Origin of the sequence: Micromonospora sp. NPDC050200 (assembly GCF_040656135.1) — a bacterium.
In the GTDB taxonomy this organism is placed as follows: Bacteria; Actinomycetota; Actinomycetes; order Mycobacteriales; family Micromonosporaceae; genus Micromonospora.
Genome location: NZ_JBFALG010000014.1, coordinates 53,872 through 73,577, shown reverse-complemented (window position 1 = coordinate 73,577; position 19,706 = coordinate 53,872). Strand labels below are relative to the sequence as shown.

The following is a 19,706-nucleotide window of genomic DNA, read 5'->3' as shown; positions in this document are numbered from 1 at the left end:
GCGCGCCCAGGCTCTCCCGGAATCGGTCGTCGAGGTCCTGCGGGGTGGTCACGTCGATCAGCATTACCGACGGAGGCCAGGGTCGCCCACTCAGACACGACGCGCCCGGCCGGACTCACTCCGGGCCGCACTGCTCCGGGCAGCCGCCGTCGGAAACCTTCCAGACCAGCTCACGCAGGGTGGCCAGCTCCTCGGCGCTCAGGCCGGCGAGCAGCCGGGAGTCGGTCATCACCCGGTGTACCCGCTCGCGCATCCGTCGGCCGGCCTCGGTCACCAACAGCGTCTTCTGCCGCCGGTCGGCCGGGTCGACCCGGCGTTCGACCAGGCCGGCCTGCTCCAGCTTGTCCACCAGGGCGGTCACGTTGGACCGGTCGCAGCGCAGCTGCTCGGCGAGGTCGCGGGCGGGCAGCGGCCGGTCCGGGTCGAGCTCGTACAGCGCGCGGGCCGCCGCCGGGGTCAGCCCCAGCTCGGCGACCTCGACGTCCTGGTAGTGCCGGATGGCGGAGGCGATGTGCATGATCCGGCGCACCGCGTCCCCGGCCAGACGGGAGCGGTCGCCCAGGTCGGACCCGGTGGGAACGGTGCTCTGCGTCATGTCTCACATCCTACTTGCGGCTCAATAGTTGAGCAGCTCTACTATTGGCAAGCTCACGCATTCGCGATCGAGAGGATCCACCCATGTCCGACCGCACCGTCCTCGCCATCTCCGGCAGCCTGCGCGAGGCGTCGTTCAACACCGCGCTGATCCGGGCGGCGCAGCGGCTCGCCCCGGCCGGCCTGACCATCGAGCAGTACACCGACCTCGGCGCGATCCCGCCGTTCAACGAGGATGTCGAGGCCCAGCCGCCAGCCGCCGTGGTGGACCTGCGGGAGCGGATCGCCGCCGCGGACGCCCTGCTCGTCGCCACTCCGGAATACAACTACGGCGTCCCCGGCGTGCTGAAGAACGCCCTCGACTGGGCGTCGCGCCCCAGCTTCCCGATCACCTCGTGGGTCTCCCCGCTGGCGCACAAGCCGATCGCCATCGTCGGCGCCGCGCCGACCGGGATGGGCACCGTCCGCGCTCAGCTCCAGCTGCGCCAGCTCTTCCTCTGGACCGACTCCGCGGTGGTCACCAAGCCCGAGATCATCGTCACCAACGCCCACGAGAAGCTTGCCGCGGACGGCACCGTCAAGGACGAGACCACGGAGAACCTGCTCCGCACCCTCCTCGACGCCCTCGCCACCAAGATCCGCGTAACCCAGCTCGCCGCCGCCACCGCCTGACGCACCGACCGGGTGCGCGCACTTTCCCGGAAAGAGTGGCTGTTCCGCGCGGGATGGCCACTCTTTCCGTGAAAGAGGCCCGAGGCGGGGCCCGAGGCGGGGCCCGAGGCGGGCGGCGTCAGGCGGGGAGGAAGGAGAAGCGGACCTGGCGGGTGGGGTTGTCGCCGTTGGGGTCGACCAGGGTGAGTGACTGCCACGTGCCGAGCGCCAGGCGGCCGTCGAGGACCGGCAGGGTCGCGTACGGGGGGACGAATGCGGGGAGCACGTGGTCGCGCCCGTGGCCGGGCGAGCCGTGCCGGTGCCGCCAGCGGTCGTCGGCGGGGAGCAGGTCGTCGATCGCCCGCAGCAGGTCGTCATCGGAACCGGAACCGGTCTCGATGATCGCCAGGCCGGCGGTGGCGTGCGGCACGAAGACGTGCAGCAGGCCGTCGCCCTGGCCGGAGACGAACCGCTCGGCCTCGGCGGTGATGTCCTGGACGGTCGGCCGGGACCCGGTCCGGACGGTGATCACCTCACTGCGCATGCGCCGCATTCTGCCGCACCAGCTCAGCAACCACTGCCACTGCCGCCGTCTCCGGCACCACCGTCGCCGTCGGACGAGGAGTCGCGGTAGTCGGCGCCCTCGGCGCCGCTCGGACCCTGCACCCCGGGACCGCGCGGGTCGTCGTCCGTGCGACGCTCGGGGCGCGGGCGGCGGGCGTACTTCACCAGATCGACGCCGAGCAGCACCAGCACCACGCCGGCCACGAAGGCGGCGAGCAGGCCCGACTCCCCGGTCAGCAGCCCGCCCGCACCGAAGGCGAGCGCGACCAGCCCCACACCGACGATCACCACGCCCAGGAGCGCCCACCGCATGGACGGAGGGTACGGGACGCGGCACTCCACCCGGGGTAGCCCAGGGGGCCGTCGCACAAAGTTACCGGCGGGTACCTGTGTTCAGCGTCGCGTCTGGGGGAGCTAGAGGTGACGAGGTATGCCACCAGGGGGCAGGATGGCGCTAGAGACCTATCCCACACACAACCGAGGGAACGCCTGTGGCTACGGAACGCAAGCGCCCGGTGATCACCGCTGGTCTGCCGAGCCAGCTTCCGGACACCGACCCTGAAGAGACCGCCGAATGGGTCGAGTCGCTCGACGGTGTCATCGACGAGCGCGGGACAAAGCGCGCCCGCTACGTCATGCTGCGCCTGCTGGAGCGGGCCCGTGAGCGCCAGGTCGGGGTGCCGTCGCTGACCACCACCGACTACATCAACAGCATCCCGCCGGAGCGCGAGCCGTGGTTCCCGGGCGACGAGCACGTCGAGCGGCGGATCCGGGCGTACGTCCGGTGGAACGCCGCGATGCTGGTGCACCGGGCGCAGCGCCCGGAGATCGGCGTCGGCGGGCACATCTCCACCTTCGCCAGCTCCGCGTCGCTCTACGAGGTGGGCTTCAACCACTTCTTCAGGGGCAAGAACCACCCGGGTGGCGGCGACCACATCTTCTACCAGGGCCACGCCTCCCCCGGTATGTACGCGCGGGCGTTCCTGGAGGGGCGGCTGAGCGAGAACCAGCTCGACGGGTTCCGCCAGGAGCTGTCCCACCCGAACGGCGGGCTGCCGTCGTACCCGCACCCGCGGCTGATGCCGGACTTCTGGGAGTTCCCCACCGTCTCGATGGGGCTCGGCGGCCTGAACGCCATCTACCAGGCCCGGTTCAACCGGTACCTGCAGCACCGGGGCATCAAGGACACCTCCCAGCAGCACGTCTGGGCGTTCCTCGGCGACGGCGAGATGGACGAGCCGGAGACCCTCGGCGCGATCGGCGTGGCCGCCCGTGAGGAGCTGGACAACCTCACCTTCGTGATCAACTGCAACCTCCAGCGGCTGGACGGCCCGGTCCGGGGCAACGGCAAGGTCATGCAGGAGCTGGAGGCCTTCTTCCGGGGCGCCGGCTGGAACGTCATCAAGGTGGTCTGGGGCCGGGAGTGGGACCCGCTGCTCGCCGGGGACACCGACGGCGCGCTGGTGAACCTGATGAACACCACGCCCGACGGCGACTACCAGACCTACAAGGCGGAGTCCGGGGCGTACGTGCGGGAGCACTTCTTCGGCCGCGACCCGCGGACCCGCAAGATGGTCGAGCACCTGTCCGACGACGAGATCTGGAACCTCAAGCGGGGTGGCCACGACTACCGCAAGCTCTACGCGGCGTACAAGGCGGCGACCGAGCACACCGGCCAGCCGACGGTCATCCTGGCCAAGACGATCAAGGGCTGGACGCTCGGCTCGCACTTCGAGGCTCGCAACGCCACCCACCAGATGAAGAAGCTGACGCTGGAGGACCTGAAGACCTTCCGCGACCGCCTCTACCTCGACATCCCGGACAAGGCGCTGGAGGACAACCCCTACCTGCCGCCGTACTACACCCCGGGTGAGAACTCCGACGAGATCGCGTACCTCAAGGAGCGGCGCCAGCAGCTCGGCGGCTACCTGCCGACCCGGCGGACCAGCACCAAGCGGCTGAACATCCCGGGCCCGGAGCGGTTCGCCGACGTCAAGCGCGGCTCCGGCAAGCAGAAGGTGGCCACCACGATGGCCTTCGTCCGCCTGCTCAAGGACGTGATGAAGGACAAGGAGTTCGGCAAGCGCTGGGTGCCGATCATCCCGGACGAGGCCCGCACCTTCGGCCTGGACTCGATCTTCCCGACCGCGAAGATCTACTCGCCGCACGGCCAGCGGTACACCTCGGTCGACCGGGATCTGTTCCTGTCGTACAAGGAGTCGACCACCGGGCAGATCCTGCACGAGGGGATCAACGAGGCCGGCTCGGTCGCCTCGTTCACCGCGGCCGGCTCGTCGTACGCCACCCATGACGAGCCGATGATCCCGATGTACATCTTCTACTCGATGTTCGGGTTCCAGCGGACCGCCGACGGGCTCTGGGCGGCCGCCGACCAGATGGCACGCGGCTTCCTGCTCGGCGCGACCGCCGGCCGGACCACGCTCAACGGTGAGGGCCTCCAGCACGAGGACGGGCACTCGCTGCTGATCGCCGCCACCAACCCGGCGGTGGTCGCGTACGACGCGGCGTTCGCGTACGAACTCGCGCACATCATGGAGAACGGCCTGCACCGGATGTACGGGGAGGCGCAGGAGAACGTCTTCTACTACCTGACGGTCTACAACGAGCCGATCCACCAGCCGGCCGAGCCGTCCGACGTGGACGTCGAGGGGCTACTCAAGGGCATCTACCGCTACTCCCCGGCACCGCAGGTGGGCGGGAACGCCCCGAAGGCCAACATCCTGGCCTCCGGCACCGGCATGCAGTGGGCGCTCAGGGCGCAGCAGCTGCTGGCCCAGGACTGGGGGGTGGCCGCCGACGTCTGGTCGGTGACCTCGTGGACCGAGCTGCGCCGGGACGCGGTCGAGTGCGAGGAGCACAACCTGCTCAACCCGGGCAGCGAGCCGAAGGTGCCGTACATCCAGCAGAAGCTGGCCGACGCCGACGGGCCGAAGGTCGCGGTCAGCGACTGGATGCGCGCGGTGCCGGACCTGATCGCCCGCTGGGTGCCCGGCGACTACACCTCGCTCGGCACCGACGGCTTCGGCATGTCGGACACCCGGCACGCGCTGCGGCGGCACTTCCACGTCGACGCCGAGTCGGTGGCGGTCGCGGCGCTGCGGCAGCTCGCGCTGCGCGGCGCGGTGCCGGCGACCGTGCCGGCCGAGGCCGCCAAGAAGTACGCCATCGAGGACGTCAACGCCGCCCCGGTCAGCGAGACCGGCGGCGACAGCTAGGGCGTGCCTCCTGGATCTCGTCGAGCCGAGACGAGACCCGGACGGCGAGGATCCGGGAGACACGCCCTGGTTCCCGCGTACGACGGAAGGGCCCGGCGCATCACGCGCCGGGCCCTCTGTCGTCCGCCGGCCGAGGCGGTCATGGGCGGTGGCGGCGTGCCGGGCGCGGCCGTGCCGCCGGTCGCGGCCACGGAGTCCAGCCGTGCGCGGGCCGAGGGCCGGGGACGGGAGCGGCGGTGGTCCGGAGCCCCTGGCGGGGACGCCGGGCCACCGCCGTCGCGGGTGACGCCGTAGGACGCGGCCGTCTCAACCGACGGCGGCCAGGTCGGTGAGTCGGGCCAGCGAGTCCTCCAGGTCGGCGCCGACCCGACGCAGTCCGAGTCGGAGCAGGGCCGCCTTGACCGGACCGGCCGGCCAGCGTACGACGATGAGCCGCACGATCGTCCCGCCCTCCTCCTCGTCGGGAGTGAGCTGGACGTAGATCTCGGTGCGCGCCTCCGCGCGGGCGCCGGCGCCCCTGGCCCGTTCCCGCCATCCGATCAGGGCGGGCTCCTGGTAGGCGATCACCTCGGCCTCGTGCGCCGCGCCGCGCCCGGCCTGGACCAGCTGTCGCCGGCCGAAGCCCTCCCCCGAGAGGACCTCGGCCGCGCGGACCCCGGCCAGCCAGGCCGGCAACTGCTCGGCCCGCTGTACGACTTCCCAGACCGCTTCCATCGACGCCATCACGTGCGCACTGCGTTCCACGAGGATCATTTCTGTCTTCCCCCACTGAGGACATCCGCGATATTCCGCACTGTATGCGCAAATTCGGACTTACCCGGACGGGTTCGGAAAAGACACGCCGAAAACCCTTGCGCTGGCATCGTCGCGGGCCTATGGCGCTTCCGGGTCCCGCGTCCTAGAGTCCCGAACACGCTTCATGTTCGGGAGGGCGACTGTGACGACCGCGCCGATGCCCACGTTCCCCGCCTGCTTCCGCTGGGGGGTCTCCACCTCCGCGTACCAGATCGAGGGCGGCGCCGACGCCGACGGACGCGGGCCGTCCATCTGGGACACCTTCGCGCACACCCCGGGCCGGATCGCCGACGGCAGCACCGGCGACGTCGCCTGCGACCACTACCACCGGCACCGCGAGGACGTCGCGCTGATGGCCGGGCTGGGCGTCTCGGCGTACCGGTTCTCCATCGCCTGGCCCCGGGTCCAGCCCGGCGGGACCGGGGCGGCCAACCCCGCCGGCCTGGACTTCTACGACCGGCTCGTCGACGACCTGCTCGCCGCCGGCATCGACCCGGTGGCCACGCTGTTCCACTGGGACCTGCCGCAGCCGCTGGAGGACGCGGGCGGCTGGCTGCACCGGGACACCGCGCACCGCTTCGCCGCGTACGCCGACCTGGTCGCCGCCCGCCTCGGCGACCGGGTGAAGCTCTGGATCACCCTCAACGAGCCGTTCATCCACATGAGCCTCGGCCACGCCACGGGCGGGCACGCGCCGGGTCGGTTCCTGCTCCTCGACGCCCTGCCGGTCGCCCACCACCAGTTGCTCGGGCACGGCCTCGCGGTCACCGCGCTACGCGCCCGCACCACCAGCCCGGTCGCCATCGCCAACAACTACTCGCCGGTGCGGCTGGCCGGCGACACCGACGCCGACCGGGCCGCCGGGGCGGCGTACGAGGCGCTGCACAACCGGCTCTTCACCGACCCGCTGCTCGGCCGGGGCTACCCGCCCGGCTTCGACGCCGCCCCGGTGCGCGACGGGGACCTCGACGTGATCGCCGCGCCGATCGACGTGCTCGGGGTGAACTACTACAACCCGACCGGGATCCGCGCGCCGGAGGAGGGTGGCCCGCTCCCCTTCGAGCTGGTGCCACTGGACGGGCACCTGCGGACCGCCTTCGACTGGCCGGTGGTCCCGGAGGGACTGCGCGAGCTGCTCACCTGGCTGCGCGACACCTACGGCGCGGCGCTGCCCCCGATCCAGGTCACCGAGAGCGGCTGCGCCTACGACGACGTACCCGACGCGGACGGCCGGGTGCACGACCCGGAGCGGATCGCGTACCTGGACGGGCACCTGCGGGCGGTCCGGGCGGCGATCGACGACGGCGTCGACGTCACCGGCTACTTCGTCTGGTCCCTGCTCGACAACTGGGAGTGGGCGGAGGGCTTCACCAAGCGCTTCGGCCTGGTGCACGTGGACTTCGACACCCAGGTCCGCACGCCCAAGTCCTCGTACGCCTGGTACCGGGACCAGGTCGTCCGGCGGTGACCACGATCGACCCGACGCCGACCTCGCTGCCGGCGGCGCTGGCCGAGCCGGTCGTCCCGGTGCGACGGGGCTGGATCGCGCTGATCTTCGCCGCCAACCTCGGCGTCTGGATGGCCTTCTTCACCCCGATCCAGGTGCTGCTGCCGCAGCAGATCGAGCGGATCGCGCCGGGCGACAAGGAGGCGATGCTGGCGGTCGTCACCGGGATCGGCGCCCTCGCGGCGGTGCTCGCCAACCCGCTCGCCGGGGCGCTGTCGGACCGTACCTGCCTGCGGATCGGCGGGCGCGAATTCGGCCGCCGGCACGTGTGGACCGCGGGCGGCGCGCTGCTCGGCGCGCTCGCCCTGGTGCTGCTGGCCCGGCAGGACACCGTCGCCGGGGTGACGCTGGGCTGGGTGGCCGCCCAGGTCTGCTTCAACGCGATGCTGGCCAGCCTGACCGCGGCCATCCCCGACCGGGTGCCGGTCGCCCAGCGCGGCGGCGTCTCCGGCTGGGTGGGCATCCCGCAGGCCCTCGGCCTGGTGGTCGGCGCGGTGCTGGTCACCGCCGTGGTCAGCGGCACCACCGCCGGGTACGCGACCATCGCCGTGGCCGTGCTGGTGCTCGCGCTGCCGTTCGCGCTGTTCACCGCCGACGACCCGCTGCCCCGGGCGCACCGGCCGGTGCTGCGCTGGCGCGCGCTGGTCGCCTCGATGTGGATCAGCCCGCGCCGGCACCCGGACTTCGCCTGGGCCTGGATCACCCGTTTCCTGGTCCAGATCGGCAACGCGCTCGGCACCCTCTACCTGCTGTACTTCCTCACCGACGGGGTGCGCCACCCCGACCCCGAGGGTGCGCTGCTGGTGCTGATCCTGCTCTACACCGCCGGGATGATGCTGACGGCGGTGGTCGCCGGCCGGCTCTCCGACCGCTCCGGCCGGCGCAAGGTCTTCGTGATCGCCGCCGGGGTGATCATGGCGGTGGCGGCGCTGCTGCTGGCCGTCGCGCCGGTCTGGTCGACGGCGGTGGCCGCCGCGCTGCTGCTCGGCGCCGGCTACGGCGTCTACCTGTCGGTCGACGCCGCGTTGATCACCGAGGTGCTGCCCCGCGCCACCGACCGGGCCAAGGACCTCGGGGTGATCAACATCGCGAATTCCGCGCCGCAGGTGCTCGGCCCGGCCATCTCCGCCCCGATTGTGGTCCACCTCGGCGGCTACCCGACGCTCTACGCCGTCACGGCGGCGGTCACCCTGCTCGGCAGCGCCCTGGTCCTCAAAATCCGCACCATCCGCTGACCCCCACCCCACCCCCACCCTCCGGTGGGCGCACTTTCACGGAAAGAGTGGCTGTTCGGCGCGGAATAAGCACTCTTTCCGAGAAAGTGTGTGGATCTTGGGGGTGGGGGGTGGGGTGAGCCGGGACCCCTGGGGGAATGGGGTCGCGGCCGGCCGTAGGCTGGAGGACGTGACGGTACGTGTGCGCTTCGCCCCTTCCCCGACCGGTATGTTCCACGTCGGCGGCGCCCGCTCGGCGCTGCAGAACTGGATCTACGCCAAGCAGCAGGGCGGGGTCTTCGTGCTGCGCATCGAGGACACCGACGCGGCGCGGAACAAGCCCGAATGGACCGAGGGCATCCTGTCCGCGCTGGAGTGGATCGGCATCGCGCGCGGCAGCTACGAGGGCCCGTACTTCCAGTCGCAGTACGCCGGGGAGCACCGCGCCGCCGCCCAGCGGCTGTACGAGGCCGGCCGGGCGTACTACTGCGACTGCACCCGGGAGGCCGTGCAGGCCCGCACCGGCTCGCAGTACCAGGGCTACGACGGCTTCTGCCGGGACCGGGGCCTGACCCCGGGCGAGGGGCGCGCGCTGCGCTTCCGCACCCCTGACGAGGGCCAGACCGTGGTGGTCGACCTGATCCGCGGCGAGCCGACCTTCGAGAACAAGCTGATCGAGGACTTCGTCATCGCCCGCGGCGACGGCTCCCCGGTCTTCCTGCTGGCCAATGTCGTCGACGACATCGCCATGGGGATCACCCACGTGGTCCGGGCGGAGGAGCACCTGCCCAACACCCCGAAGCAGCAGCTGCTCTGGGACGCCCTCGGGGTCAAGCCGCCGGTCTGGGCCCACGTGCCGGTGGTGGTCAACGAGAAGCGGCAGAAGCTGTCCAAGCGTCGCGACAAGGTCGCCCTGGAGGCGTACAAGGACGAGGGCTACCTCGCCGACGCCATGCGCAACTACCTGATGCTGCTCGGCTGGGCGCCCTCGGGCGATCGGGAGATCGTGCCCTGGTCGGTGATCGAGCAGGAGTTCCGGCTGGAGGAGGTCAACCCCTCCCCCGCCTTCTTCGACGAGAAGAAGCTGCGCGCGTTCAACGGCGAGTACATCCGGGCGCTGCCGGTCGACGGGTTCGTCGCCGCCTGTCAGCCCTGGCTGACCGGCACCGACACGATCGCGCCGCCGCCGTGGCAGCCGGCGGAGTTCGACGCCGACGCGTTCGCCGCGGTGGCGCCGCTGGCCCAGACCCGGATCGCGGTGCTCAGCGAGATCGTGCCGAACGTCGACTTCCTCTTCCTGGCCGACCCGCTGATCGACGAGGGTGCCTGGGCCAAGGCGATGAAGGAGGGCGCGGCCGAGCTGCTCGACGCGGCGATCGCCGCGTACGAGGCGGTGGATTCGTGGGACGCCGAGTCGCTGAAGGCGACCCTGGAGGCGGTGGGCGCGGAGCGCGGCCTGAAGCTGGGCAAGGCGCAGGCGCCGGTCCGGGTCGCGGTCACCGGCCGCACCGTCGGGCTGCCGCTGTTCGAATCGCTGGAGGTGCTCGGCCGGGAGCGCACCCTGGGCCGGCTGCGCGCCGCCCGGGTCCGCCTGGTCTGACCCGTACGCGAGAAGGGCCCGCCGGGGGAACCGGTGGGCCCTTCGTCGTACCCGCACCGGGCGCTCCGGCGCGGGATCGGTCAGTCGCGGGTGGTGCGGCGGCGCAGCAGGGCGGCGGCGAGTCCCGCCACGACGAGCCCGGCGGCGAGCAGCCAGGGCCAGACCGGCGCGCCCTGGTCGTCGGAGCCGGCAGCGGGGGCGACCGGCCCGGCCGTGGTGGGTGCGGCCGCCGACGGCGACGCGGGCCCGGCCGTGGTGGGGGCAGCCGCCGACGGCGACGGGTCGGCCGGCGTGCCGGTGGTGAGGGTGAAGCGCACCTCCCCCTTCACCGGATGGCCGTCGCTCGACGCCAGCTGGTAGCCGACGATGTAGAGCCCGGCCCGGCCCGGCTTGAACGGCACGGCGACCCGGCTCCCGGTGAAGCTCGGCGCGCCGCCGGCGGCCGGTACGTTGTCCGGACCGACCACTGTGATCTTCGTCGTAGCCGGGTCGGCCTTGGACAGAAAACGCAGCTCGATCCGGGCGGGCGCCTCCGCCACCCGGGCGCCGTCGGCCGGGTTGCTGCCGGTCAGCGAGTTGTGCGCGGCTGCCGGCGTTGCCGGCAGCAGCAAAGACACACCGAGCGCCACGCCCATAACCGCTAGCGAGGTACGCGCCGCACGTGCGACCCTGCCCCCCATGAACCCCTCCGCAAAGGTACGATCCGCCCGCTGATCAACGGCTGACCATTAGTCGGTTCCGGATCGCAGATAGTTCCACATAATGGTCCAGCAGCTGCAACCGAGCGCCGTTCTGCGGAGTCTTTGAGGTGGGGCCCAACCTGCGGGCACGGTCACCGCCATCGACCAACCAACGCGTGACCTGCAGCACAGCCATCCATCGAACGGGGCGAGGAGGCGGCGATGGCCAAGAGGGTGAGGCGGCTGCTCGGCATGGTCGTCGCCGTGACGGCGGCGGCGGTGCTCAGCATCGGGATGGCCGCCCCCGCGTGGGCGACCGGCCCGGGACGGGCCGCCCCGAAGCCGCCCCCGGCCGGAGTGGACATCACCGGCGACGGGCTGACCGAGCCGCTGCGGCTGCGCGCCGACAGCCAGCCCGCCCACGTGCTCGCGGTGATCGACCAGGTCAACTGGTTCGGCCGCACCGGGGCCGCCACCGGCCCCCGGGCCGTCGACCTCGGTCCGAAGTACACGATCGTGGTGCTCGCCGGGGACGTGCCGAAGCAGACGTTCGTCCTCTACCCCTTCGCCAAGGGCGGGCCCCGGGTCTACCGGCCGGCCAAGCAGCCGGACTCCCGCAAGACCAGCGCCGGCTGGTTCCTCGGTCGGCTCAACATGTCCGAGACCCTGCGGACCGCCGGGGTGCCGCTGGAGCGGCAGTTCGACACGGTCAGCGGCGGGGTCGGCGGCGGCGAGCGGGTCATCCCGGAGGACTCCCTCAACCCCGGCAAGGACATCGACGAGGCGATCAACGAGTTGCAGCGCCTGCTGCTGCTCAACGCCGGGGTGATGCTGGTGATCACCTCCGGGCTGGCCGGGATCGCGCTGCTGATCCGCCGCCGTACCCGCTGAGCCGCCCGCTCCGGGCGGCACAGACCTCCAGCACCACCTTGCCGCGGACCTGCCCCTCGGCCACCAGACGCTGGGCGTCCGCGGCCTGCGCCAGCGGGAACGTCCGTCCGACGTGCACGGTGAGCCGGCCGGCGTCGACCAGCCCGGCCGGCACGGTGAGGTCCTGGGTGGACGGTCCGTAGGCGGTGAGCCCGGCCAGCGACAGGCCGGCGGCCTCCACCCAGGACGCCTGCGACGGCTTGTCGGCCAAGCAGCGCTCCGGGGCCGACGAGTTCGGCGACGTGCCGTACTGGACGTGGTCGCGGCGGACGGACCCGACGTCTCCTGGGTCTCGTCCGGGCCCGTCGCAGGCCGGCGAAGATCCGGGAGACACGCCCTTGACGGCCGGACGGCCGGCAGGGGGTCAGCACCAGCGGTGCGGGGGCCGCTCCCGGCGGTCGGGGCGGCGGCCGGGGCGGACCGGGCCGTGCCGGTGCGCGCCGGCCCAGCCGGCCAGGTCGCTGCGGCAGGCCCGGGGGGTGGACCGGTCGGGCTCGCCCGGCCCGGCCGGCTCGACGGCCCGGGGGCGGTGGCCCGGCTCGACGCCGCGCGGCCGGGGTGTCGCCGCCTCCGAGGCGGCCGTCTCGGCGGGGCGCTGGCGGGGCACCGCCAGCTCCTCGTCGGCCCGCTCGGGCGCCCGGCCGGCCTGCTCGGTCGGGCAGGGCGCCGCCGCGAGCCGGCGGTGGGGCCGCAGCGGCCCCTGCTGCTCGTGGTGGCCTGGCCGGCAGGGCTCGCCCTGGGCGCAGCCGTGCTCGGCCTCCCCGTGCGCCATCCCGGTCTCCTCACGCTCGCGTCGCGCGCCGGGAGGTCGCCCCGGCGGCAGTGCCACCGTACTGGCCGGCACCGACGCCCGTGCAGCGCGTACCCGTTGTCAGCGCTTCGGACGGCGCGGGAAGATCGTCTCCCAGACCGGGAAGGACCGTCGCCACCACCAGCCAGGGGCACCTGACGGCCCGACGTAAAGGGCCAGGTCGGCACGTGTCAGGCTGGACCGGTGAGCGAGCCGGGCGGGACGGAGCTGTCGGCCACGCTGCGCCGGATCGAGCGGGCGGCGGGGGCGCTGGCCACCGCCAGCGTGGCCCGGATGGACGAGACCCTGCCCTGGTTCCGGGAGCTCCCGGCCGACCAGCGCTCGTGGGTCATGCTGGTGGCGCAGGCCGGGGCCGGGTCCCTGGTGCAGTGGCTGCGCTCGGGCGGCGGCAGCGCGGACAGCACGCAGGAGGTCTCCGACGAGGTCTTCGCCACCGCCCCGGAGGCCCTCGCGCGCTCGATCAGCCTCCAGCAGACGGTGGCGCTGATCAAGGTGACCATCGACGTGGTCGAGGAGCAGGTGTCGCACCTGGCCGCGCCGGGCGAGGAACAGCAGCTGCGCGAGGCGGTGCTGCGGTTCTCCCGGGAGATCGCCTTCGCCGCCGCCCGGGTGTACGCCCGGGCCGCCGAGTCCCGCGGGTCCTGGGACGCCCGGCTCCAGGCGCTGCTGGTCGACGCGCTGCTGCGCGGCGACTCCCCCGACGTGCTGGCCAGCCGGGCCGCGGCGCTGGGCTGGGCCGACGCGCCGCCGGTGGCGGTGGCGGTGGGACGCTCCCCCGGCGGGGAGGTGGCCGTCGTGCTGCACACCGTCTACCGGCAGGCCCGGCGGATCGGGGTGGACGTGATCGGCGGCGTGCACGGCGACCGGCTGGTCATCGTGCTCGGCGGCGCGGCGGACCCGCTGGCGGCCACCGAGAAGCTGCTGCCCGCGTTCGGCGACGGGCCGGTGGTGGTCGGGCCGGCCGTACCCAGCCTGGACGAGGCGACGGAGTCGGCGCGGGCCGCGCTCGCCGGCTTCCGCGCCGCGCCGGCCTGGCCCACCGCGCCGCGCCCGGTGCCGGCGGCGGAGCTGCTGCCCGAGCGGGCCCTGGCCGGCGACGCCGAGGCCCGCCGGCGGCTGCGGCACGACGTGTACGCGACGCTGGTCCGCGCCGGCGGCGAGCTGCTGGAGACGCTGGACGCCTTCTTCACCGCGGGCGGGACGCTGGAGAGCGCGGCCCGGTCGCTGTTCGTACACCCGAACACGGTCCGCTACCGGCTGCGCCGGATCTCCGAGGTGACCGGCTTCTCGCCGCTGTCGCCCCGGGACGCGTTCGCCCTCCAGGTGGCGCTGACCGTCGGGCGGCTCGACCCGGTGGCCCCCGCCGTCACGACCGCCCCGACCCAGACATTGAGCCCAGGCGTGGGGAAAACCTCACAGACGGGGTGATGACCGCCGCTGATCTTTGTAGGATCCCTCCAAAGGTTCTAGTGCGGTTTGGTCGGTGCCGACACAGCGCTACCCACAGGTATCCGGGAGAGTCATAGACGTGCTCGCCGTACTCTCTCCCGGCCAGGGTTCGCAGAAACCCGGCTTCCTGACTCCCTGGCTCGACCTCCCCGGCACCGAGGCCCGCCTGCGCTGGTGGTCCGCGCTCGCCGGGGTCGACCTGGTGCACCTCGGCACCGAGGCCGACGCCGACGAGATCAAGGACACCGCTCGTACGCAGCCGCTGCTGGTCGCCGCCGCCCTGCTCGCCGCCGAGCACCTGCCGATGCACGACGTCGCGGTCACCGCCGGCCACAGCGTCGGCGAGCTCGGCGCCGCCGCACTCGCCGGGGTGCTCCCGGCCGAGGCGGCGATCACCCTCGCCGGGGTACGCGGCCGGGAGATGGCCGCCGCCTGTGCCCTGGAGCCCACCGGCATGGCCGCCGTGCTCGGCGGCGACCCGGACGAGGTGCTCGCCGCGATCGAGGCGCACGGGCTGCACCCGGCCAACCGCAACGGCGCCGGTCAGATCGTCGCCGCCGGCGCGCTCGACGCGCTGGACAAGCTCGCCGCCGAGCCGCCCGCGAAGGCCCGGATCACCCGCCTCAAGGTCGCCGGCGCGTTCCACACCCCGTACATGGCCCCGGCCGAGGCCGCGCTGGCCGGCGTGGCCGCCGGGATCACCCCGGCCGAGCCGGCCCGGATCCTGCTGTCCAACCTCGACGGCTCGGCGGTCAACCACGGCCGGGAGATGGTGCAGCGGCTGGTCCGCCAGGTCACCGCGCCGGTCCGGTGGGACCTGTGCATGCGCACCCTGGCCGACCTCGGCGTCACCGGCGTGGTCGAACTCCCCCCGGCGGGCACCCTGGCCGGCCTGATGAAGCGGGAGCTGAAGGCCACCGGCGGGCCCGAGATCGTCACCCTCAACACCCCCGACGACCTGCCGGCCGCCCGTGACCTGATCGCCCGGCACAGCGGGCTGCGCGGCCACGAGCCGGTGGTCCAGTTCCGGGTGGTGGTCTCCCCCGCCGCCGGCACGTTCGAGCCGGCCGCGGAGCTCGCCGAGGGCGCCGACCTCCGCACCGGCCAGGTGATCGGCCACATCGCGACCCGGCAGGGGCCGGTCGAGGTGACCGCGCACGACAGCGGCCTGCTCACCGAGTGGCTCGCCCACCACGACGACCCGGTCGCGCCGGGCCAACCCCTCGCCCGCATCGGAGGCCCCGCATGAGCGAGCGCAGCGAGCGAACCACCGCACCCAGTCCGCACCAGGCTCACGACGGGGCCGATCACAGGGAGGCCACCGCATGACCGGCAGCCGGATCCTCGCGATGGGGCACTACCAGCCCTCCCGCGTGGTCACCAACCACGACATCGCCCAGCTGGTCGACACCAACGACGAGTGGATCCGGGACCGGGTCGGCATCGTCACCCGCCGGATCGCCGACGGGGAGACCGTGGCCGACATGGCGACCGCCGCCGCCGCAAAGGCGCTGGCCAACTCCGGCCTCACCGCCACCGACATCGACCTGGTCGTCGTGGCCACCTGCACCTCCGTCGACCGCAGCCCGAACGTGGCCTGCCGGGTCGCCGCCAAGCTGGGCATCACCGCCCCGGGCGCGTACGACCTCAACACCGCCTGCTCGGGCTTCGCGTACGCCCTCGGCACGGTGGACCACGCGATCCGGGCCGGGGCGGCGCGCAACGCGCTCGTCATCGGCGCCGAGAAGCTCTCCGAGTTCCTCGACTGGACCGACCGCTCCACCTGCATCATCTTCGGCGACGGCGCCGGGGCCGCGGTGGTCACCGCCGCCGCCGAGGGCGAGCCCGCCGGAATCGGCCCGGTGGTCTGGGGCTCGGCGCCGGAGAAGAGCGACGCGGTACGCATCGAGGGCTGGCGCCCGTACATCGCGCAGGAGGGTCAGGCGGTCTTCCGCTGGGCCACCACCGCGCTGGCCCCGCTGGCCCTGCAGGCCTGCGAGCGGGCCGGGGTCGACCCGTCGGAGCTGGCCGCGTTCGTGCCGCACCAGGCCAACTCCCGGATCATCGACGGCATCGCCAAGCGGCTGAACATCCCCCAGGCGATCATCGCCAAGGACATCGTCGAGTCCGGCAACACCTCGGCGGCGAGCGTGCCGCTGGCCCTGTCCAAGCTGATCGAGCGGCGGGAGGTGCCCTCGGGCGCCCCGGTGCTGCTCTTCGGCTTCGGCGGTGGCCTGACCTACGCCGGTCAGGTCGTCCGCTGCCCCTGAGACCCCTTCCGGCGCGCGAGCGCGGAGGAGTGGCGGCCGGCGTCGTCGGCCGCCGAGTACCCCCGATGAGAGGAACCAACCGCAATGACCCGTGACGAGATCACCACCGGCCTCGCCGAGATCCTCGAAGAGGTTGCCGGGGTGAACCCGGACGACGTGGCCGAGGGGAAGTCCTTCACCGACGACCTCGACGTCGACTCGCTCTCCATGGTGGAGGTCGTGGTGGCGGCCGAGGAGAAGTTCGGCGTCAAGATCCCGGACAACGAGGTGCAGAACCTCAAGACCGTCGGGGACGCCGTCAGCTTCATCGAGGCGCAGTCCTGATCATGAGTCGCATCGACGTCGTCGTCACCGGGCTCGGCGCGACCACCCCGCTGGGCGGGGACGTCGCGTCGACCTGGGACGCCATGCTCGCCGGCCGCTCCGGGGTGAGTGCGCTCACCCCGGAGTGGGCCGGGCAGCTGCCGGTCCGGATCGCCGCCCAGCTGGCGGTCGACCCGGCCGGCATACTGGACCGGGTCAAGCTGCGCCGGCTCGACCGTTCCGAGGCGATCGCGATCATCGCGGCGCAGCAGGCCTGGGCGGACGCCGGCCTGGCCGACTCCGGGCCGGACCCGGACCGGCTGGGCGTCAGCGTCGGCTCCGGCATCGGCGGCGCGCTGACCCTGCTCTCCCAGGACGACATCCTGGAGGCGTCCGGCCCGCGCCGGGTCTCCCCGCACACCATCCCGATGTTGATGCCGAACGGCCCCGCCGCCTGGGTGGGGCTGGAGTTGGGCGCCCGAGCCGGCGTCCACTCGGTGGCCAGCGCCTGCGCCACCGGCGCGGAGGCCATCGCGCTCGGCATGGACATGATCCGCGCCGGCCGGGCCGACGTGGTGGTGGCCGGCGGCACCGAGGCGGTCATCCACCAGCTGCCGATCGCCGGCTTCAGCTCCATGCGGGCCATGTCGACCCGCAACGACGAGCCGGAGCGGGCCTCCCGCCCCTGGGACAAGGGCCGGGACGGGTTCGTGCTCGGCGAGGGCGCCGGCATCCTGGTGCTGGAGCGGGCCGAGCACGCCGCCGCCCGGGGCGCCCGGGTGTACGCGCGGCTGGCCGGCTCGGGCATCACCTCCGACGGCTACGACATCGTCCAGCCGCACCCGGAGGGGGCGGGCGCGATCCGGGCCATCGGCATGGCGATCGCCGACGCCGACGTGGCGAAGTCCGACATCGTGCACGTCAACGCGCACGCCACCTCGACCCCGGTCGGCGACATCGCCGAGATCAAGGCGCTGCGCGAGGCGCTCGGCGACCACCCGGTGCTGACCTCCACCAAGTCCATGTCCGGTCATCTGCTCGGCGCGGCGGGCGCGCTGGAGTCGATCGCCACGATCCTGGCGATCCGCGACGGTGTCGTACCTCCGACGATCAACCTCGACGACCCGGACGACGGCCTCACCCTGGAGGTGGCCGCCAACAAGGCGCGCCACATGGACATCCCGGCCGCGCTGAACAACTCGTTCGGCTTCGGCGGGCACAACGTGGCTCTCGTCTTCACTCGGGCCTGAGACCACAGCCTTGGAGGCTCACGTGACCACCACCGCCGTTGGTGCGGACCCGTCCACCGTGGATTACCGGGATCCGGAGCTGCGCCTGCGGGCCCTGTTCGACGCGGGCTCGCTGCGCCTGCTGGCGCCGCGGGACACCTCGGGCGTGCTCTGGGCGCGGGGCGCGATCGACGGCACGCCGGCGATCGCGTACGCCACCGACGCCACGAAGATGGGTGGCGCGATGGGCACCGAGGGGTGCCGGCACGTCGTCGACGCGATCGACACGGCCGTCCGGGAGCGGGTGCCGGTGCTCGGCCTCTGGCACTCCGGCGGGGCCCGGCTGGCCGAGGGCGTGGTCGCGCTCGACGCCGTCGGGCAGGTCTTCGCCGCCATGGTGCGGGCCTCCGGCCGGGTGCCGCAGATCTCGGTGGTGCTCGGCCCGGCGGCCGGCGGCGCCGCGTACGGGCCGGCGCTGACTGACATCGTGGTGATGAGCGGCGCGGGGCGGATCTTCGTGACCGGGCCCGAGGTGGTTCGCAGCGTCACCGGCGAGCAGGTCGACATGGAGCGCCTCGGCGGCCCCGAGCCGCACGGCCGGCGCTCCGGTGTGGTGCACGTGACCTGCGCCGACGACGAGACGGCGATGACCGAGTCGCGCAAGCTCGCCGCGCTGCTCGGCCGCCAGGGCCGGCTCTCCCCCGACGACGTGGCGGCCGGCGTCGAGGACGGGCACGACCTGGCCGCGAAGATGCCGGCCGAGACCAACCGGGCGTACGACGTGAAGCCGGTGGTCAAGGCGCTGCTGGACGCCCCCGGTGTGGAGCTGCACGCCAAGTGGGCGCCGAACGTCGTCACCACGCTCGGCCGGTTCGCCGGCCGGACGGTGGGCGTGATCGCCAACAACCCGCTGCGGCTGGGTGGCTGCCTCGACGCGTCCAGCGCCGAGAAGGCGGCCCGCTTCGTGCGGATGTGCGACTCGCTCGGGGTGCCGCTGATCGTGCTGGTCGACGTGCCCGGCTACCTGCCCGGCCTGGGCCAGGAGTGGGACGGCGTGGTCCGGCGCGGGGCGAAGCTGCTGCACGCCTTCGCCGAGGCGGTGGTGCCGCGGGTGACGCTGGTGACCCGCAAGGCGTACGGCGGGGCGTACATCGCGATGAACTCCCGCTCGCTCGGCGCGACCGCGGTCTTCGCCTGGCCGAACGCGGAGGTCGCGGTGATGGGCGCCAGCGCGGCGGTCAACATCCTGCACCGCAAGAAGCTCGCCGCCGCCCCGGCAGAGGAGCGCGAGGCGCTGCGCGCGCAGCTGATCGAGGAGCAGACCCGGGTCGCCGGCGGGGTCAACCGGGCGCTGGAGATCGGCGTGGTGGACGACGTGATCAAGCCGGAGGAGACCCGGCGCCGGATCGCCGAGGCGCTCGCCGCGGCGCCGGCCGCCCGGGGCGCGCACGGCAACATCCCGCTGTAGCACCGGTCGTACCGTCTCAGGGTCCGCGCCTTCCCGGGCGCGGGCCCTGACCGCGTCTCAGCCCCGGTTGCGGGGGTGCTGACGGGCGGCCCGCTCGTTGCCCCGGCGGTAGTTGCCCGTCCAGCGGGCCATCACCAGCTGCGGATCCTCGCGCACCTCGGCGAGGAACTGTGCCGCCCGGTCGCCGCGCAACGTGCCGGCCGGTCGGCCGTGGTGGCTGATCACCACCGATCCGTCCGCCCGCTCGACGTAGTCGAAACTCCGCGCCACCCGTCCCATGACGGCCAGGCTGCCAGCACCGCGCCCCGCGCCGCACCCGATTTCCCCGGCACGGGCCGGCGACCGCGCGGGCCGCCAGGGTGAGGGCCGCCGGACCCGCCAGGAGCACGCCGTGGAGCGACGGAG

At 73.3% G+C, this 19,706-nt stretch carries 20 protein-coding genes; 12 read left to right on the top strand and 8 right to left on the bottom strand.

The genetic code is table 11. From position 1 onward, the window contains the following. Window positions 1-115 precede the first annotated feature (115 nt). A complete protein-coding gene (locus AB0I41_RS12335) occupies window positions 116-595 on the bottom strand; it encodes a MarR family winged helix-turn-helix transcriptional regulator (RefSeq protein ID WP_357105505.1) in 480 nt (159 codons plus the stop codon). 83 nt (window positions 596-678) lie between these two features. On the opposite strand from AB0I41_RS12335, the gene AB0I41_RS12330 reads away from it, so the two are divergent. Then, the gene (locus tag AB0I41_RS12330; RefSeq protein WP_357105503.1) at window positions 679-1,266 is read left to right on the top strand and encodes an NADPH-dependent FMN reductase; all 588 of its coding nucleotides are present in this window, start codon (window positions 679-681) and stop codon (window positions 1,264-1,266) included. 118 nt (window positions 1,267-1,384) lie between these two features. Here AB0I41_RS12330 and AB0I41_RS12325 read toward each other — a convergent pair whose 3' ends face one another. Both AB0I41_RS12325 and AB0I41_RS12320 read right to left on the bottom strand, forming a co-directional pair. After that, the gene (locus AB0I41_RS12325; protein WP_357105500.1) at window positions 1,385-1,789 is read right to left on the bottom strand and encodes a YjbQ family protein; all 405 of its coding nucleotides are present in this window, start codon (window positions 1,787-1,789) and stop codon (window positions 1,385-1,387) included. Between the two features lie 23 nt (window positions 1,790-1,812). Next, the gene (locus AB0I41_RS12320) at window positions 1,813-2,121 is read right to left on the bottom strand and encodes a hypothetical protein (RefSeq protein WP_357105497.1); all 309 of its coding nucleotides are present in this window, start codon (window positions 2,119-2,121) and stop codon (window positions 1,813-1,815) included. Window positions 2,122-2,300: 179 nt separating this feature from the next. Between AB0I41_RS12320 and aceE the strand changes: the two genes are divergently transcribed. After that, a complete protein-coding gene (gene aceE / locus AB0I41_RS12315) occupies window positions 2,301-5,045 on the top strand; it encodes a pyruvate dehydrogenase (acetyl-transferring), homodimeric type (protein ID WP_357105494.1) in 2,745 nt (914 codons plus the stop codon). A gap of 306 nt (window positions 5,046-5,351) precedes the next feature. Here aceE and AB0I41_RS12310 read toward each other — a convergent pair whose 3' ends face one another. Continuing rightward, window positions 5,352-5,798: an SRPBCC family protein gene (locus tag AB0I41_RS12310; RefSeq protein ID WP_357105491.1), complete on the bottom strand. Its 447-nt coding sequence runs from the start codon at window positions 5,796-5,798 to the stop codon at window positions 5,352-5,354. A 199-nt stretch (window positions 5,799-5,997) separates the two neighbouring features. On the opposite strand from AB0I41_RS12310, the gene AB0I41_RS12305 reads away from it, so the two are divergent. From AB0I41_RS12305 to gltX, 3 genes are all read left to right on the top strand, one after another. After that, window positions 5,998-7,308, top strand: coding sequence for a GH1 family beta-glucosidase (locus AB0I41_RS12305; RefSeq protein ID WP_357105489.1), 1,311 nt, complete (start codon window positions 5,998-6,000; stop codon window positions 7,306-7,308). Then, a complete protein-coding gene (locus tag AB0I41_RS12300) occupies window positions 7,305-8,582 on the top strand; it encodes an MFS transporter (RefSeq protein ID WP_357105486.1) in 1,278 nt (425 codons plus the stop codon). The genes AB0I41_RS12305 and AB0I41_RS12300 overlap by 4 nt, the downstream gene beginning before the upstream one ends. Window positions 8,583-8,751: 169 nt before the next feature. After that, window positions 8,752-10,161 carry a glutamate--tRNA ligase gene (gene gltX, locus AB0I41_RS12295; protein WP_357105483.1) on the top strand — a complete coding sequence of 470 codons (1,410 nt, stop codon included), beginning with the start codon at window positions 8,752-8,754 and terminating at the stop codon, window positions 10,159-10,161. 80 nt (window positions 10,162-10,241) lie between these two features. Here gltX and AB0I41_RS12290 read toward each other — a convergent pair whose 3' ends face one another. Continuing rightward, the gene (locus tag AB0I41_RS12290; protein WP_357105668.1) at window positions 10,242-10,796 is read right to left on the bottom strand and encodes a copper resistance CopC family protein; all 555 of its coding nucleotides are present in this window, start codon (window positions 10,794-10,796) and stop codon (window positions 10,242-10,244) included. 267 nt (window positions 10,797-11,063) lie between these two features. Here AB0I41_RS12290 and AB0I41_RS12285 point away from each other — a divergent pair, with 267 nt between their 5' ends. Then, window positions 11,064-11,732 (top strand): hypothetical protein, encoded by a 669-nt coding sequence (locus AB0I41_RS12285; RefSeq protein ID WP_357105480.1) that lies wholly within the window; start codon window positions 11,064-11,066, stop codon window positions 11,730-11,732. Here the strand turns inward: AB0I41_RS12285 and AB0I41_RS12280 are convergent. Further along, window positions 11,680-11,982: a zinc-binding dehydrogenase gene (locus AB0I41_RS12280; protein ID WP_357105477.1), complete on the bottom strand. Its 303-nt coding sequence runs from the start codon at window positions 11,980-11,982 to the stop codon at window positions 11,680-11,682. The genes AB0I41_RS12285 and AB0I41_RS12280 overlap by 53 nt on opposite strands. 153 nt (window positions 11,983-12,135) lie before the next feature. Beyond that, window positions 12,136-12,543: a hypothetical protein gene (locus tag AB0I41_RS12275; protein WP_357105474.1), complete on the bottom strand. Its 408-nt coding sequence runs from the start codon at window positions 12,541-12,543 to the stop codon at window positions 12,136-12,138. A 222-nt stretch (window positions 12,544-12,765) separates the two neighbouring features. Here AB0I41_RS12275 and AB0I41_RS12270 point away from each other — a divergent pair, with 222 nt between their 5' ends. The 6 genes from AB0I41_RS12270 (at window position 12,766) to AB0I41_RS12245 (ending at window position 19,301) form a co-directional block, all read left to right on the top strand. Continuing rightward, entirely contained in the window at window positions 12,766-14,010 is a 1,245-nt protein-coding gene (locus AB0I41_RS12270) for a helix-turn-helix domain-containing protein (RefSeq protein WP_357105472.1), read from the top strand. A gap of 100 nt (window positions 14,011-14,110) precedes the next feature. Continuing rightward, window positions 14,111-15,280, top strand: coding sequence for an acyltransferase domain-containing protein (locus AB0I41_RS12265; RefSeq protein ID WP_357105469.1), 1,170 nt, complete (start codon window positions 14,111-14,113; stop codon window positions 15,278-15,280). A 76-nt stretch (window positions 15,281-15,356) separates the two neighbouring features. Further along, the gene (locus AB0I41_RS12260; protein WP_357105465.1) at window positions 15,357-16,301 is read left to right on the top strand and encodes a beta-ketoacyl-ACP synthase III; all 945 of its coding nucleotides are present in this window, start codon (window positions 15,357-15,359) and stop codon (window positions 16,299-16,301) included. A gap of 84 nt (window positions 16,302-16,385) precedes the next feature. Then, on the top strand, window positions 16,386-16,625 hold the full coding sequence (locus tag AB0I41_RS12255; RefSeq protein WP_007463517.1) for an acyl carrier protein: 240 nt from the start codon (window positions 16,386-16,388) through the stop codon (window positions 16,623-16,625). A gap of 2 nt (window positions 16,626-16,627) precedes the next feature. Further along, window positions 16,628-17,854: a beta-ketoacyl-ACP synthase II gene (fabF, locus tag AB0I41_RS12250; protein ID WP_357105461.1), complete on the top strand. Its 1,227-nt coding sequence runs from the start codon at window positions 16,628-16,630 to the stop codon at window positions 17,852-17,854. A 22-nt stretch (window positions 17,855-17,876) separates the two neighbouring features. After that, window positions 17,877-19,301, top strand: coding sequence for a carboxyl transferase domain-containing protein (locus AB0I41_RS12245; RefSeq protein ID WP_357105458.1), 1,425 nt, complete (start codon window positions 17,877-17,879; stop codon window positions 19,299-19,301). A 57-nt stretch (window positions 19,302-19,358) separates the two neighbouring features. Here the strand turns inward: AB0I41_RS12245 and AB0I41_RS12240 are convergent, their stop codons facing one another. Continuing rightward, on the bottom strand, window positions 19,359-19,580 hold the full coding sequence (locus AB0I41_RS12240; protein ID WP_357105455.1) for a hypothetical protein: 222 nt from the start codon (window positions 19,578-19,580) through the stop codon (window positions 19,359-19,361). Window positions 19,581-19,706 lie beyond the last annotated feature (126 nt).

Excerpts from the sequence above, each read along its gene's own strand:
- AB0I41_RS12335 (WP_357105505.1), bottom strand. The coding sequence starts at position 595 with ATGACGCAGAGCACCGTTCCCACCGGGTCCGACCTGGGCGACCGCTCC.
- AB0I41_RS12330 (WP_357105503.1), top strand. The coding sequence starts at position 679 with ATGTCCGACCGCACCGTCCTCGCCATCTCCGGCAGCCTGCGCGAGGCG.
- AB0I41_RS12325 (WP_357105500.1), bottom strand. The coding sequence starts at position 1,789 with ATGCGCAGTGAGGTGATCACCGTCCGGACCGGGTCCCGGCCGACCGTC.
- AB0I41_RS12320 (WP_357105497.1), bottom strand. The coding sequence starts at position 2,121 with ATGCGGTGGGCGCTCCTGGGCGTGGTGATCGTCGGTGTGGGGCTGGTC.
- AB0I41_RS12310 (WP_357105491.1), bottom strand. The coding sequence starts at position 5,798 with ATGATCCTCGTGGAACGCAGTGCGCACGTGATGGCGTCGATGGAAGCG.
- AB0I41_RS12305 (WP_357105489.1), top strand. The coding sequence starts at position 5,998 with ATGCCCACGTTCCCCGCCTGCTTCCGCTGGGGGGTCTCCACCTCCGCG.
- AB0I41_RS12290 (WP_357105668.1), bottom strand. The coding sequence starts at position 10,796 with ATGGGCGTGGCGCTCGGTGTGTCTTTGCTGCTGCCGGCAACGCCGGCA.
- AB0I41_RS12285 (WP_357105480.1), top strand. The coding sequence starts at position 11,064 with ATGGCCAAGAGGGTGAGGCGGCTGCTCGGCATGGTCGTCGCCGTGACG.
- AB0I41_RS12275 (WP_357105474.1), bottom strand. The coding sequence starts at position 12,543 with ATGGCGCACGGGGAGGCCGAGCACGGCTGCGCCCAGGGCGAGCCCTGC.
- AB0I41_RS12260 (WP_357105465.1), top strand. The coding sequence starts at position 15,357 with ATGACCGGCAGCCGGATCCTCGCGATGGGGCACTACCAGCCCTCCCGC.
- AB0I41_RS12255 (WP_007463517.1), top strand. The coding sequence starts at position 16,386 with ATGACCCGTGACGAGATCACCACCGGCCTCGCCGAGATCCTCGAAGAG.
- fabF (WP_357105461.1), top strand. The coding sequence starts at position 16,628 with ATGAGTCGCATCGACGTCGTCGTCACCGGGCTCGGCGCGACCACCCCG.
- AB0I41_RS12240 (WP_357105455.1), bottom strand. The coding sequence starts at position 19,580 with ATGGGACGGGTGGCGCGGAGTTTCGACTACGTCGAGCGGGCGGACGGA.